Genomic DNA, 13,454 nt, shown 5'->3' on the forward strand with positions numbered 1-13,454 from the left:
GTGGATCTTTGACCGGGAACAGTCGTTCATGGAGGAACGGCCCGCAAAGAACGCATGAGCAATGCGATGTCACTCTTTCAGGCAGAAGTGATCGTTTGCGGAGTTCGTGGGCTTATTCACATGGCGGGCATGCCGAAGGGGGATGCATCGGCGACGATGCATCCCCCTTCGGTGCGCCTCGGCTTGCGGGTGTCAGCCCTCGACGCCCAGCTTCTGCAGGATCAGTTCCTTGACGCGGGCCGCGTCGGCCTGACCCCGGGTCGCCTTCATGACCGCGCCGACCAGGGCGCCGGCCGCGGCCACCTTGCCGCCGCGGATCTTGTCCGCGACGCCCGGGTTGCCGGCGATGGCCTCGTCCACGGCGGTGGTCAGCGCGCCCTCGTCGGAGACGACCTTGAGGCCGCGCTTGTCGACGACCTCGTCCGGCGTGCCCTCACCGGCGAGGACGCCCAGGATGACCTGGCGGGCGAGCTTGTCGTTCAGGTCGCCCTTGTTCACCAGCTCGGCGACCCGGGCCACCTGCTCCGGCGTGATCGCCAGCTCGTCCAGGGACTTCTGGGACTCGTTGGCGCTGCGGGCCAGCTCGCCCATCCACCACTTGCGGGCGGACGCCGCGTCCGCGCCGGCGTCGATCGTGGCGACGATCGGGTCCAGCGCGCCGGCGTTGAGGATCGACTGCATGTCGGTGCCGGAGATCCCCCACTCCTCGCGGAGCCGGTTGCGGCGCACCAGCGGCAGCTCGGGCAGGGCGGAGCGGATCTCCTCGACCCACTCGCGCGCGGGGGCCACCGGCACCAGGTCGGGCTCCGGGAAGTACCGGTAGTCCTCGGCCTCCTCCTTCACGCGGCCCGAGGTCGTGGACCCGGTGTCCTCGTGGAAGTGGCGGGTCTCCTGGATGATCGTGCCGCCGTCGTTCAGCACGGCGGCGTGCCGCTGGATCTCGAAGCGGGCCGCGCGCTCGACGGACCGCAGCGAGTTCACGTTCTTCGTCTCGGAGCGGGTGCCGAACTTGTCCCGGCCGTGCGGGCGCAGCGACAGGTTCACGTCGCAGCGCATCTGGCCCATCTCCATGCGGGCCTCGGACACACCGAGGGCACGGATGAGTTCGCGCAGCTCGCGGACGTAGGCCCGCGCGACCTCGGGGGCGCGCTCGCCCGCGCCCTCGATCGGCTTGGTGACGATCTCGATGAGCGGGATGCCGGCGCGGTTGTAGTCGAGGAGGGAGTGCGAGGCGCCGTGGATACGGCCCGTCGCGCCACCGACGTGCGTCGACTTGCCGGTGTCCTCCTCCATGTGGGCGCGCTCGATCTGCACCCGGAAGGTCTCCCCGTCCTCCAGCTGCACGTCGAGGTAGCCGTCGAAGGCGATCGGCTCGTCGTACTGGGAGGTCTGGAAGTTCTTCGGCATGTCCGGATAGAAGTAGTTCTTCCGGGCGAAGCGGCACCATTCGGCGATCTCGCAGTTCAGCGCGAGGCCGATCCGGATCGCGGACTCGACGCCGGTCGCGTTGACGACCGGCAGCGCGCCGGGCATGCCGAGGCAGACCGGGCAGGTCTGCGTGTTCGGGTCGGCGCCCAGCGCGGTCGAGCAGCCGCAGAACATCTTGGTCTTGGTGCCGAGTTCGACATGGACCTCGAGGCCCATGACGGGGTCGTACGACGCCAGAGCGTCCTCGTACGACACCAGGTCGGTCGTGGTGGTCACGGTGAAACTTCCCTCTCAGCCCAGCAGGACGTCGTCGTCGCCCAGCCGCTTCAGCTCGCGGTAGAGGATGGCGAGGCCGGTGGCGATGGCGGCGGCGGACACGGCGGCGTCGACCAGACGGAGCGTGTCGCTCTCGGTGCGGGCCAGCTTCGCCTGCTTGGCGACGCTGAACGCGCCGAACGCGGTGGTGGCCATGGACAGGTACAGGCCGTTCTTGGACTTCTTGAAGCCCTTGGCCTTCGACATTGCCTTGCTCACAGCGACGGTGCCTCCTCGATCAGCGGGTGACCCCACTTTTCCACGAAGGCGGCCTCGACGGCGGCGCCGACCTTGTACAGCCGGTCGTCCTTCATGGCGGGGGCGATGATCTGCAGACCCACCGGCAGGTTGTCCTCGGGGGCGAGGCCGCAGGGCAGCGACATGGCCGCGTTGCCCGCCAGGTTGGTGGGGATGGTGCACAGGTCGGCCAGGTACATCGCCATCGGGTCGTCGGCGCGCTCGCCGATCGCGAAGGCGGTGGTCGGGGTCGTCGGGGAGACGATCACGTCGACCTGCTCGAAGGACCGCTCGAACTCCTGCTTGATGAGGGTGCGGACCTTCTGGGCGCTGCCGTAGTACGCGTCGTAGTAGCCGCTCGACAGGGCGTACGTGCCGAGCATGATGCGCCGCTTGACCTCGGGGCCGAAGCCGGCCTCGCGGGTCAGGGAGGTGACCTCCTCCGCGGAGTGCGTGCCGTCGTCGCCGACGCGCGCGCCGTAGCGCAGGCCGTCGAAGCGGGCGAGGTTGGAGGAGCACTCCGAGGGGGCGATCAGGTAGTACGCGGAGAGCGCGAGGTCGAAGGACGGGCAGTCCAGCTCGACGATCTCGGCGCCCAGCTCCTTCAGCAGCGCGACGGACTCGTCGAAGCGCTGGATGACGCCGGCCTGGTAGCCCTCGCCGCGGAACTGCTTGACGACGCCCACGCGCATCCCGGCGACGCTGCCGTTGCGGGCGGCCTCGACGACGGCGGGGACCGGGGCGTCGATGGAGGTGGAGTCCATCGGGTCGTGTCCGGCGATCACCTCGTGCAGCAGGGCCGCGTCCAGGACCGTGCGGGCGCAGGGGCCGCCCTGGTCGAGGGAGGAGGAGAAGGCCACCATGCCGTAGCGGGAGACGCCGCCGTACGTCGGCTTGACGCCGACGGTGCCGGTGACGGCCGCGGGCTGGCGGATGGAGCCGCCGGTGTCGGTGCCGATGGCGAGCGGCGCCTGGAAGGCGGCCAGGGCCGCGGAGGAGCCGCCGCCGGAGCCGCCGGGGATCCTGGTGAGGTCCCAGGGGTTGCCGGTCGGGCCGTACGCGCTGTTCTCGGTGCTCGACCCCATGGCGAACTCGTCCATGTTGGTCTTGCCGAGGATGACGACGTCGGCGGCCTTGAGGCGCCGGGTGACGGTCGCGTCGTACGGCGGGATCCAGCCCTCGAGGATCTTCGAGCCGACGGTCGTCGGGACGCCCTCGGTGGTGAAGATGTCCTTCAGCGCGAGCGGCACGCCGGCCAGCGGGCCGAGCTTCTCGCCGCGCTCGCGCTTGGCGTCCACGGCACGGGCCTGGGCGAGCGCGCCCTCCCGGTCGACGTGCAGGAAGGCGTGCACCTTCTCGTCGACGGCCTCGATGCGGGCCAGGTGGGCCTCGGTGACCTCGACGGCGGTCAGCTCGCCGGAGGCGATCTTCGCGGCGATCTCGGCCGCGGTGAGCTTGATGATGTCGCTCATGGCGGTTACTCCTCCCCCAGGATCTGCGGCACCTTGAAACGCTGCTGCTCCTGGGCCGGGGCGCCGGAGAGCGCCTGCTCGGGCGTGAGCGACGGACGGACCTCGTCCGGCCGCATGACGTTCGTCAGCGGGAGCGGGTGCGAGGTCGGCGGTACGTCTTGGTCGGCGACCTCGCTGACGCGGGCGACCGCGCCGATGATGTCGTCCAGCTGTCCCGCGAAGTGCTCGAGCTCTTCGGGCTTCAGCTCCAGACGCGCCAGCCGGGCGAGGTGGGCGACCTCCTCGCGCGTGATGCCAGGCATGCAGCGTTCCTCTGGGGTGAGTGTGTGCGGTTCGGGCCAATCGGCTCGTGCCCAATCCTATGGGGCGCGGTGCCGTGGCCGTTAAACGGTTTCGCCGGGGTGCCTTCCGGGACGACGCGCCCCGGGCCGGGCGGGCCCTCGGGCGGGCTGGCGCCGGAGCCGGACGGAAGTCGCGGCCCGGGCCCTGTCGCGGCCCGGGGTCCGCCACCAGGCGCGACGGCGCGACGGCGCCTCGCCGGGGGGGCGGCCCCTCCCGGCGGGCGGCCGGTCACTCGTCGGTCGCCGCCACGGGCAGCGCGGCGGCCGGCCGCACCCAGCCGCGTGAGCCCCGCGCGCGCAGCCATGCCGTCGTCTCCTCCGGCGGCATCGCGGCCGCGACCAGCCAGCCCTGTACGGCGTCGCAGCCCAGGTCGCGCAGGCGTTCCCAGGTCTCGTCGTCCTCCACGCCCTCGGCGACGACGAGCAGGCCGAGGGAGTGGGCGAGGTCGACGGTGCAGCGCACGATCTCGGCGTCCTCGGTGTCGATGGCCAGCCGGGCCACGAACGAGCGGTCGATCTTCAGCTCGCTGACCGGGAGCCTGCGCAGGTGGACGAGGGAGGAGTAGCCGGTCCCGAAGTCGTCCAGGGACATCTTCACGCCGTGCCCGGTCAGCGCGTTCAGGGTGTCGGCGGCGCGCTGCGGGTCCTCCAGAAGGACGTGCTCCGTGATCTCGAGCTGGAGCGCTCCCGCCGGGACCCCGTGCCGGGCCAGCCGGGCGGCCACCGCGCCCGCGAAGCCGGGGGTGTGCACGTCGCGCGGGGAGACGTTCACCGCGACCGGCACGAACAGGCCCTGGGAGCGCCAGCGGGCGACCTGGGCCAGCGCCGTCTCCAGGACGTACTCGGTGAGGTGGGGCATGAGCCCGGAGGACTCGGCGATGGCTATGAACTCGTCCGGCGGCACCTTGCCGCGCTCGGGGTGCACCCAGCGGACCAGCGCCTCCAGGCCCGCGACCTGCCCGTCGAAGCGGACCTTGGGCTGGTAGTGCAGCTGGACCTCGTGCGCGTCCAGCGCCCGGCGCAGGTCGCCCAGGAGCCCGAGCCGGTCCGGGGTGTTGGAGTCCCGCTTGGACTCGTAGACCTCGACGCCCGTACGGTCCCGCTTCGCCTGGTACATCGCCACGTCCGCGCGGCGCAGCAGCCCCTCCGCGTCCAGCGCGTGGTCGGGGAAGACGGCGACCCCGGCGCTGGCCTCCAGGACGAGGGTGAGTCCGTCCAGGTCCAGCGGGGAGCTGAGCGCGGCCACCAGGCCCCGGGTGATCCGGGTCGCCGACGTGGTGGAGTCGGCGACGGGAAGTAAGACGGCGAACTCGTCGCCGCCGAGCCGCGCGGCCTCCGCCCCGCGCGGCAGCGCCTGCCGCAGCCGGTCGGCGGTCTGGAGCAGCAGCCGGTCGCCGGCCAGATGCCCGAGCGTGTCGTTGACCGACCGGAACCGGTCGAGGTCGATCAGCAGCAGGGCGGAGCGGGCGCCGATGCGCTCGGCGTCGTCCAGCGCGGCCCACGTCCGCTCCAGCAGCCACTGCCGGTTGGGCAGCCCGGTGAGCGGGTCGCGCAGCTGCTCCTCGGCCCGGGCGCGGGCGATCCACAGCGTGGAGTCCAGGGCGATCAGCGGGATGGAGAACAGCGGCAGCAGCAGCGGCTTGGCGACGGCGACCACGCAGATCAGCGGGGCGATGCCGAGCAGCGCGACGGCGACCAGTCCGTGTCTGACCAGGGCGCTGCGGGCGACGGTGGGCAGGCCGGCGCGCGGCGTCTGCAAGTACCACAGCAGGGCGCGGGTGACGGCGAGGTAGGCGACCGCCACGAGCACCACCTTGGGCACCGCGTACACCCCCCAGGTGTTCGGGTCCCAGGGGTGCTCCACGGACGGCACGGAGCCGCACACACCCAGCAGCAGGGCTCCGGCGGCGATGCCGAGGATGTCCACCGCGCCGTGCAGGACGCCCTGCCGCCAGCGGCCCCGGCGGGCCACACCGACCAGGACCACGACCGTGAGGCTGACCATGCCGGCCGGGACCCACCCGTAGAGCAGCAGCACGGAGAGGGTGAGGGCGGCGCCCGAGCCGGTGCCGCCCCACCAGCGGGAGCGGCCGAGCATGACCAGGTGGCCCACGACGATGCCGGTCAGCACGGCCAGCGACCAGCCGGCGACGCCGGACGGGAAGAGGGCCTGGCCGTCGGTGAAGGCCCGGTAGAAGCCGGCGCCCAGCACGAAGGCGGCGGCCGCGACGACCACCGAGGGCAACGCGGGCCAGGCCAGGTGCCGTTCGCCGTGGGGGTCGGCGGCGGTGTCGGACAGGGCGGAGGGGTGGTGGGCGGCGGGCGGCGCGGAGGTGCGGGCGTCCGCCGCGGGATGCGGTGCGCCACCACCGTGCTGCCCGAGCCACCGGCTCACGCGCCACGCGCCCACCCTGTGGCGCACGCGCGGCCGTGAGGCCGCGGCGGCGCTCTCGGTCGGTTCCATTCCCGTCCCTCTCACAGCCGGCGGTGCCCACGCCACGCGGCCCCCGCCTCGACCACCATCAACGGCTCCGTGTCGGACAACCCTTCCCCCTGTCCCTGCGGGGCAGGTGAATGCCCCGACCGCAGCTGGGCACGGCAGGCGCACATCTCAACAGTAGGCCGCGGAGGGCTTCCTGGGGCACCGGTCGCCGACGGTTGCCCGAATGCGACCCGGCCACCCGTATGCATCTGGTATGCGCCGAACGGGTGGCCTTCAACCGCTATTCCTCGGCCGAAAGCGCCGCTCCCGCCGCGGCGTCGGGCCCCTGTTCGAGCAGGACGGTGAAACCGTCCTCGTCCAGGACCGGCACCTTCAGTTGCATCGCCTTGTCGTACTTCGACCCGGGGCTGTCGCCGACCACGACGAACGAGGTCTTCTTGGAGACCGATCCGGTCACCTTGGCGCCCCTGCTCTGCAGGGCGTCCTTGGCTCCGTCCCGGGTGAAGTTCTCCAGGGTGCCGGTGACGACGACGGTGAGCCCTTCGAGCGGGCGCGGGCCCTCGTCCTCGCCGGTGGACCGGTCCTCCAGCGGGACTCCGGCCGCCTTCCACTTGCGGACGATCTCGCGGTGCCACTCCTCGGCGAACCACTCCTTGACGGCGGTGGCGATGGTGCCGCCCACCCCGTCCGTGGCCGCCAGCTCCGCTTCCGTCGCCTGCTCGATGCGGTCCATGGACCGGAACTCCCGGGCCAGCGCCTGCGCGGCGACAGGGCCCACGTACCGGATGGACAGGCCGTTGATGAAGCGCGCGAGGGGGCGGGTCCTGGCTTCCTCGATGTGCTTCAGCAGGGCGAGGGTGTTCTTCTTGGGCTCGCCCTCCTTGTTGGCGAAGACCGTGGCGATCTTCTCCTCGCCCGTCTTCGGGTCGCGCTTGGGCAGCCCGCTGTCCGGGTCGAGGACGTAGGCTCTGATGGGCAGCAGCTTCTCGACGGTGAGGTCGAAGACGTCGCCCTCGTCCACCAGCGGCGGGTCGGCCGGCTCCAGCGGCGCGGTCAGCGCGGCGGCCACCACGTCGCCGAAGTGCTCGATGTCCAGGCACTCGCGACCGGCGAGGTAGGAGAGGCGGCCGCGCAACTGGGCCGGGCACTTCTGGGCGTTGGGGCAGCGGAGGTCGATGTCGCCCTCCTTCATGGCCTTCAGCGGCGTCCCGCACTCGGGGCACTCGGCCGGCATCACGAACTCCCGCTCGCTGCCGTCCCTCAGGTCGGCGACCGGTCCGAGGATCTCCGGGATCACGTCACCGGCCTTGCGCAGCACGACGGTGTCGCCGATGAGCACGCCCTTGGCCTTGACGACCTCCTGGTTGTGCAGCGTGGCGAACTCCACCTCGCTGCCGGCCACGGTGACCGGCTCGACCTGCGCGTACGGCGTGACGCGGCCGGTGCGGCCGACGCCCACCTTGATGTCGACGAGCTTGGTGTTGACCTCCTCCGGCGCGTACTTGTAGGCGATGGCCCAGCGCGGTGCGCGCGCGGTCGAGCCGAGCCGCCCCTGGAGGCGGATCTCGTCGAGTTTGACGACGACGCCGTCGATCTCGTGCGCCACGGAGTGGCGGTTCTCGCCGTAGTACGCGATGAACTCGCGTACGCCGTCGAGGCCGTCGACCACCCGGTTGTGCGGGGAGGTGGGCAGGCCCCAGGTCTTGAGCAGGTCGTAGCCCTGGGAGAGGCGGGTCATGCCCCGGTAGCCCTCCAGGACGCCGATGCCGTGGACCACCATGTGCAGCGGGCGGGTGGCGGTGACGCGCGGGTCCTTCTGGCGCAGCGAACCGGCCGCCGCGTTGCGCGGGTTGGCGAAGGGCTTGTCCCCCGCCTCGTTCAACCGGGCGTTGAGTTCCTGGAACTTCTCCATCGGGAAGTAGACCTCGCCGCGGACCTCCACCAGGTCGGGGACCTCGTCGCCCCGCAGGCGCTCGGGGATGCCGGCGATGGTCCGGACGTTGGGCGTGATGTCCTCGCCGGTGCGGCCGTCGCCGCGGGTGGCCGCGCGCACCAGGCGGCCGCGCTCGTAGGTGAGGTTGACGGCGAGTCCGTCGACCTTCAGCTCGCACAGGAAGTGGTACTCCTGCTCGCCCAGCTCCTTGGCGATGCGCTCGGTCCAGGCGGCGAGCTCCTCGTCGTTGAAGGTGTTGTCGAGGGAGAGCATGCGGGAGCGGTGCTCCACTGCCGTGAACTCGGTCGCGTAGGACCCGGCGACCTTCTGGGTCGGGGAGTCCGGGGTGCGCAGCTCCGGGTACTCCTCCTCCAGCTCCTCCAGGGAGCGCAGCAGCCGGTCGAAGTCCGCGTCGCTGACGACGGGGGCGTCCTTCACGTAGTACCGGAAGCGGTGCTCCTCGATCTGCTCAGCGAGCTGCACGTGCTTCTCGCGCGCCTCGGCGGGCACGCTCGTCGTCTCCGCTTGCTTGTCGCCGGCCACCGTGTGGTCCTCCCGTTACTCTGGGTTGTCCGCGAGGGATCTCGCCGCCCGGACGCAGTGGGCGAGCGCCCGGCGGGCGTACTCGGGGGACGCACCCGCGAGTCCGCACGACGAGGTGACCGTCACCGCCTCCGCGAGCAGCCCCGGATGCAGCCCCAGCCTGCGCCACAGCGTCCTGACACCCATGACGCTACCGGCAGGGTCTGACAATGCGGTGTCCGTGCCGGGCACGACACCGGCGAACAGTCGGGTGCCTCCTTCGACCGCCTCGCCGATCGCCTCGTCGTCACGCTCGGTGAGGAGCGAGAAGTCGAAGGAGACGCCCGCGACGCCCGCCCGGCGCAGCAGGGCGAACGGCACGTCCGGTGCGCAGGAGTGGATCACGACGGGGCCGTCGCCGTGCACGGCGGCGGTGTCGCGCAGGGCGGCCTCGACGACCTGCCGGTCGACGGCCCGGTGGGTGCGGTAGCCGCTGGCGCTGCGCACCCGGCCGCTCAGGACGGCGGTGAGGGACGGCTCGTCGAGCTGGAGCACGGGCCGGGCGCCCGGGATGCGGCGGCGGACCTCGGCGAGGTGCTGGCGCAGTCCCTCGGCGAGCGAGGCGGCGAGGTCGCGGCAGGCACCGGGGTCGGAGAGGACGGCCTCGCCGTTCCTGAGTTCCAGTGCGGCGGCGAGCGTCCAGGGGCCCACCGCCTGGACCTTGACCGGCCCCTCGTAGCCCTGGGTGAACTCCTCCAGGGCGTCGAGGTCCTCCCCGAGCCAGGCACGGGCCCGTTTGGTGTCCCGGCCCGGCCGGTCGCCGAGCCGCCAGCCGCTGGGCTCCACGCGCGCGTACAGCTCGACGAGCATTCCGGCGGTGCGGCCGATCATGTCGGCGCCGGGGCCGCGGGCGGGCAGTTCGGGGAGGAACGGGAAGTCCTCGAAGGTGCCGGTGGCGGTCTTCACGGCCTCGCGGGCGTCCTGACCCGGCAGGGAGCCGATGCCGGTGGCGGGGCCGAAGGCGGGCTGGCTGTTTTCACTCACCGCAGCAGCCTACGGAGTCACCGCGGCAGCCTGCCGAACGGCCCGGCACCGTCACCGCCCCGGCCGCACCGTCAGGTCGTTGACCTCCGCGTCCCGGGGCAGGTCCAGGGCCATGAGGATGGTCGTGGCCACGGACTCGGGGTCGATCCACTTCGAGGGGTCGTACTCCTTGCCCTCCTGCTGGTGCACCTTGGCCTGCATGGGGCTGGCGGTGCGGCCGGGGTAGACCGAGGTGACGCGCACACCGTTCGCGTGCTCCTCCTGGCGCAGGGAGTCGGCCAGCGCCTTCAGGCCGTGCTTGGAGGCGGCGTAGGCGGACCAGCCGGCGTGCGCGTTGAGGCCGGAACCGGAGTTGACGAAGAGCACCCGGCCCTGGGCGACGCGCAGTTGCGGCAGGAAGAGGCGGGTCAGCTCGGCGGGGGCGACCAGGTTGACGTTGAGCTGGTGGCGCCACGTCTTGGGGGTGAGGTCGCCGACCGGACCGAGGTCGACGACCCCGGCGATGTGCAGCAGCGAGTCCACCCGCTCGGGCAGCGTCTGGTGCGAGAAGGCCCAGGAGAGCTTGTCGGGGTCCGCGAGGTCGCCGACCAGCGTCTTCGCACCGGGGAACGCGGCGGCCAGCTCCTTGGCGCGGCCCGCGTCGCGCGCGTGGAGCACGACCTCGTCGCCGCGCTCGTGGAGGCGGCGGGTGACGGCCGCGCCGATGCCGGAGCCCGCTCCGGTGATCACATGTGTAGCCATGTCCGCCATGCTCGCATCACCGCGGGCTCACTCGATGCCCTGGCTCTCCTCCAGGTAGGCCAGCGCCCCGACCGGCTCCTCGGCGAAGAACACCAGCTCGGTGAGGGGGCGCGGCAGGAAACCCTCGTCCTCCATGCGGCGGAACTGCTCCCTGAGTCCGTCGTAGAAGCCCGCCGTGTTGAGCAGGACGACCGGCTTGTCGGTGTGGCCGTGCTTCTTCAGCTCCAGGATCTCCGTCGCCTCGTCCAGGGTGCCGGTGCCGCCCACCATGATCACCACGGCGTCCGCCTTCTCCAGCAGCAGCCGCTTGCGCTCGGCGAGGTCCTTGGCGATCACCATCTCGTCGGCGCCCTGACGCGCCGTGGCCGCCAGGAAGTCGACCGAGACGCCGAGCAGCCGCCCTCCGGCCTCCTGCACGCCGTCGGCGACCACCTTCATCAGCCCGACGTCGGAGCCGCCCCAGACCAGGGTGTGGCCGCCCTTCCCGAGCAGTTCGGCGAACTCCCTCGCGGGGCGCGTGTAGCGCTCGTCGAGGTCGGCGGCGGAGAGGAAGACGCAGATGTTCATGGGGCCACGGTACGTTCGGCGCTCCGCCGGGAAGAACCCGGCTTCCGGGCGCGCTGTAGCGACCGGGGGCCACCGCCGACCGAGGAGGACGTCGTGACCAAGGGACACCGCATCACCGTCGAGCCGAGCGACCGACATGTACGCGCCGTCCACGGCGACCAGGTCCTGGCGGAGAGCGACGGGGCGCTGGTCCTGCGCGAGACGGGCTGTCCCGACCGCTACTACATCCCGGCCGACGACGTACGGTTCGACCTGCTGACGCCGTCCGCCACCCGCACCCACTGCCCGTTCAAGGGCGACGCGACCTACTGGTCGCTGCCGGACGCGGCGGATCTGGTCTGGGCGTACCCGGACCCGAAGCAGGACGTGGCGGAGATCAAGGACCACCTCTGCTTCTACGACGTCGAGGTGTCCTGACCGCCTCGTGTCCTGAGCGGTGAACCGCGTCCCGTAGGGCAGTCTGCTCAGGCATGGAGCACACTTCTTCGCGCGACGGCACGCGCATCGCGTACGCGCGCACCGGGCAGGGGCCCGCGGTCGTCCTGGTCAGCGGCGCGATGTCCACGGGAGCCACGGTCGCGCCGCTGGCCGCCGAGCTGGCGGACCGCTTCGACGTCACCGTGTACGACCGCCGGGGTCGCGGGGAGAGCGGCGACACGCGGCCCTATGCGGTGGAGCGCGAGGTCGAGGATCTGGCGGCGTTGATCGAGGCGGTGGGCGGCGAGGCCTCGCTGTACGGCGTCTCGTCGGGCGGCGCGCTGGTGCTCCGCGCGGCGGCGAGCGGCCTGCCGGTGCGCCGGGTCGCCGTGTACGAGGTGCCGTACGCCATGGACGACGAGGCCGCGCGGGCCGGGGCCGAGTACACCGAGCGGCTGACCGAGGCGCTGGGGCGGGGGCGGCGCGGGGAGGCGGTGGAGCTGTTCCTGCGCCTCACGGGCCTCGGCGAGGAGATGATCCGCAGCGCCCGCCAGTCCCCCATGTGGGCCGGCATGGAGTCGGTCGCGCCGAGTCTGGCGTACGACGACGCGGTGATGGGCGACCACCGGGCCCCCCGGTCCGTGCTCGCGTCGGTCACCGCGCCCGTGCTGTCGCTGGCGGGCGGCGCGAGCGCGGAGTGGATGCGCGAGGCCGCGAGGACGGTCGCCGAGGCGGCCGAGCGGGGCACGTGCCGCACGCTGGAGGGCCAGTCCCACATGGTGGAGCCGGGCGTGCTGGCGCCGGTCCTCGCGGAGTTCTTCGCGGGGTGAGCGGGGCGGGGGCGCCGCTCCGGCTCAGGCCACGCCGGCCGTCGCGCGCGTGGTGGACGCGATCGTCGCCGACCCCACCACGCGCGTGCCGTCGTAGAGCACGATCGCCTGGCCGGGGGCGACGCCGCGCACCGGCTCCGCGAACGTCACCTCCAGGGTCCCGCCCACCAGTTCCGCCCGCACCTCGGTCTCGCCGCCGTGGGCGCGGAGCTGGGCCGTGTAGGTGCCGGGGCCGGTCGGGGCGGCGCCGCACCAGCGGGGCTTGATCGCCCGCAGTCCGCTGACGTCCAGGGCGTCGGCCGGGCCCACCGTCACCGTGTTGGTCACCGGCGAGATGTCCAGGACGTAGCGCGGCTTGCCGTCGGGGGCCGGGGTGCCGATCCTGAGCCCCTTGCGCTGGCCGATGGTGTAGCCGTAGGCGCCCTCGTGGGTGCCGAGCCGGTTGCCCGCCTCGTCGACGATGTCGCCCTCGGCCTTTCCGAGCCGGTCGGCGAGGAAGCCCTGGGTGTCGCCGTCGGCGATGAAGCAGATGTCGTGCGAGTCGGGCTTCTTGGCCACCGCGAGTCCCCTGCGCTCGGCCTCCGCGCGGATCTCGTCCTTGGTGGTGAGGGTGTCGCCGAGCGGGAACAGGGCGTGGGCGAGCTGCCGGTCGTCGAGCACACCGAGGACGTAGCTCTGGTCCTTGGCCATGTCGGAGGCGCGGTGCAGCTCGCGGGTGCCGTCCTCGCGCAGGATCACCTTGGCGTAGTGGCCGGTGCACACGGCGTCGAAGCCGAGCGCCAGGGCCTTGTCGAGCAGCGCGGCGAACTTGATCTTCTCGTTGCAGCGCAGGCAGGGGTTGGGGGTGCGGCCGGCCTCGTACTCGGCGACGAAGTCCTCGACCACGTCCTCCCGGAAGCGGTCGGCGAGGTCCCACACGTAGAACGGGATGCCGATGACGTCGGCCGCGCGGCGGGCGTCCCGCGAGTCCTCGATGGTGCAACAGCCCCGGGCGCCCGTGCGGAAGGACTGCGGGTTCGCGGAGAGCGCGAGATGGACGCCGGTCACGTCGTGCCCCGCCTCGGCCGCACGGGCGGCGGCGACGGCGGAGTCGACTCCGCCCGACATGGCGGCGAGGACGCGGAGGGGACGGGTGCGCTGCGGGGTGTGAGTCATAACCCCTCC

General features: G+C 72.4%; 12 protein-coding genes. 2 read left to right on the forward strand and 10 right to left on the reverse strand.

The genetic code is table 11. The annotated features are described in order from the left end of the window. Positions 1-192: 192 nt before the first annotated feature. The 9 genes from gatB to AC07FV_RS30075 form a co-directional block, all read right to left on the reverse strand. Positions 193-1,704: an Asp-tRNA(Asn)/Glu-tRNA(Gln) amidotransferase subunit GatB gene (gene gatB, locus AC07FV_RS30035; RefSeq protein WP_479090571.1), complete on the reverse strand. Its 1,512-nt coding sequence runs from the start codon at positions 1,702-1,704 to the stop codon at positions 193-195. A 15-nt stretch (positions 1,705-1,719) separates the two neighbouring features. Continuing rightward, a complete protein-coding gene (locus AC07FV_RS30040) occupies positions 1,720-1,962 on the reverse strand; it encodes a hypothetical protein (RefSeq protein ID WP_479090572.1) in 243 nt (80 codons plus the stop codon). Then, complete coding sequence (gene gatA, locus AC07FV_RS30045; protein ID WP_479090574.1) at positions 1,959-3,452, reverse strand: Asp-tRNA(Asn)/Glu-tRNA(Gln) amidotransferase subunit GatA; 1,494 nt, start codon at positions 3,450-3,452, stop codon at positions 1,959-1,961. Before gatA ends, AC07FV_RS30040 begins: the two co-directional genes overlap by 4 nt. A 5-nt stretch (positions 3,453-3,457) precedes the next feature. Further along, on the reverse strand, positions 3,458-3,754 hold the full coding sequence (gatC, locus tag AC07FV_RS30050) for an Asp-tRNA(Asn)/Glu-tRNA(Gln) amidotransferase subunit GatC (protein WP_003973500.1): 297 nt from the start codon (positions 3,752-3,754) through the stop codon (positions 3,458-3,460). A gap of 268 nt (positions 3,755-4,022) precedes the next feature. Beyond that, positions 4,023-6,257 (reverse strand): putative bifunctional diguanylate cyclase/phosphodiesterase, encoded by a 2,235-nt coding sequence (locus AC07FV_RS30055; protein WP_479090576.1) that lies wholly within the window; start codon positions 6,255-6,257, stop codon positions 4,023-4,025. Between the two features lie 259 nt (positions 6,258-6,516). Continuing rightward, positions 6,517-8,712, reverse strand: a complete 2,196-nt coding sequence (gene ligA, locus AC07FV_RS30060) for an NAD-dependent DNA ligase LigA (protein WP_479090578.1) — start codon at positions 8,710-8,712, stop codon at positions 6,517-6,519. Positions 8,713-8,727: 15 nt separating this feature from the next. Further along, a complete protein-coding gene (locus AC07FV_RS30065; protein WP_479090580.1) occupies positions 8,728-9,735 on the reverse strand; it encodes a methionine synthase in 1,008 nt (335 codons plus the stop codon). A gap of 51 nt (positions 9,736-9,786) precedes the next feature. After that, positions 9,787-10,485, reverse strand: a complete 699-nt coding sequence (locus tag AC07FV_RS30070; protein WP_479090582.1) for an SDR family oxidoreductase — start codon at positions 10,483-10,485, stop codon at positions 9,787-9,789. Positions 10,486-10,503: 18 nt separating this feature from the next. Continuing rightward, positions 10,504-11,043 (reverse strand): LOG family protein, encoded by a 540-nt coding sequence (locus AC07FV_RS30075; protein WP_479090584.1) that lies wholly within the window; start codon positions 11,041-11,043, stop codon positions 10,504-10,506. 93 nt (positions 11,044-11,136) lie between these two features. Here AC07FV_RS30075 and AC07FV_RS30080 point away from each other — a divergent pair, with 93 nt between their 5' ends. Then, entirely contained in the window at positions 11,137-11,460 is a 324-nt protein-coding gene (locus AC07FV_RS30080; RefSeq protein ID WP_479090586.1) for a DUF427 domain-containing protein, read from the forward strand. Between the two features lie 53 nt (positions 11,461-11,513). Beyond that, a complete protein-coding gene (locus tag AC07FV_RS30085; RefSeq protein ID WP_479090587.1) occupies positions 11,514-12,290 on the forward strand; it encodes an alpha/beta fold hydrolase in 777 nt (258 codons plus the stop codon). Positions 12,291-12,314: 24 nt separating this feature from the next. Here AC07FV_RS30085 and mnmA read toward each other — a convergent pair whose 3' ends face one another. Continuing rightward, entirely contained in the window at positions 12,315-13,445 is a 1,131-nt protein-coding gene (mnmA, locus tag AC07FV_RS30090) for a tRNA 2-thiouridine(34) synthase MnmA (protein ID WP_479090589.1), read from the reverse strand. Between the last annotated feature and the right edge of the window lie 9 nt (positions 13,446-13,454).

It is taken from the genome of Streptomyces sp. NPDC045956 (genome assembly GCF_056430705.1).

What these genes read in the sequence shown, in the direction of transcription:
- gatA (WP_479090574.1), bottom strand. Translation starts at nt 3,452, where the DNA reads ATGAGCGACATCATCAAGCTCACCGCGGCCGAGATCGCCGCGAAGATC.
- gatC (WP_003973500.1), bottom strand. Translation starts at nt 3,754, where the DNA reads ATGCCTGGCATCACGCGCGAGGAGGTCGCCCACCTCGCCCGGCTGGCG.
- AC07FV_RS30055 (WP_479090576.1), bottom strand. Translation starts at nt 6,257, where the DNA reads ATGGAACCGACCGAGAGCGCCGCCGCGGCCTCACGGCCGCGCGTGCGC.
- AC07FV_RS30070 (WP_479090582.1), bottom strand. Translation starts at nt 10,485, where the DNA reads ATGGCGGACATGGCTACACATGTGATCACCGGAGCGGGCTCCGGCATC.
- AC07FV_RS30075 (WP_479090584.1), bottom strand. Translation starts at nt 11,043, where the DNA reads ATGAACATCTGCGTCTTCCTCTCCGCCGCCGACCTCGACGAGCGCTAC.
- AC07FV_RS30085 (WP_479090587.1), top strand. Translation starts at nt 11,514, where the DNA reads ATGGAGCACACTTCTTCGCGCGACGGCACGCGCATCGCGTACGCGCGC.
- mnmA (WP_479090589.1), bottom strand. Translation starts at nt 13,445, where the DNA reads ATGACTCACACCCCGCAGCGCACCCGTCCCCTCCGCGTCCTCGCCGCC.